1 protein-coding gene is annotated in these 230 nt (G+C 63.0%); it reads right to left on the reverse strand.

Annotated elements, in window-relative coordinates:
* Window positions 1-34: 34 nt before the first annotated feature.
* The coding region (locus SB679_RS26545) for an alpha/beta fold hydrolase (protein WP_410705445.1) at window positions 35-230 on the reverse strand (196 nt) is incomplete at its 5' end.

Genomic DNA, 230 nt, shown 5'->3' on the forward strand with positions numbered 1-230 from the left:
CGCCGAGGACCGTCTCCGGAAACAACCGCGCCAACTACGTGGAAACGCCTGAGCCGATGTCGCCGCCTTGCGCACCAAACCGCTCATACCCGAGTGATGTCATCAGTTCATGCCAAAGGCCGGCGATAGCCCGTGATCCGACGCCCGAGTCTGCAGGCGCGGACGAGAACCCATAGCCGGGAAGCGAGGGAACCACCACATCGAAAGCATCCACCGGATCGCCACCATGG

The sequence above is a fragment of the Chryseobacterium sp. SIMBA_029 genome (genome assembly GCF_046535275.1).
Lineage (GTDB): Bacteria > Bacteroidota > Bacteroidia > Flavobacteriales > Weeksellaceae > Chryseobacterium.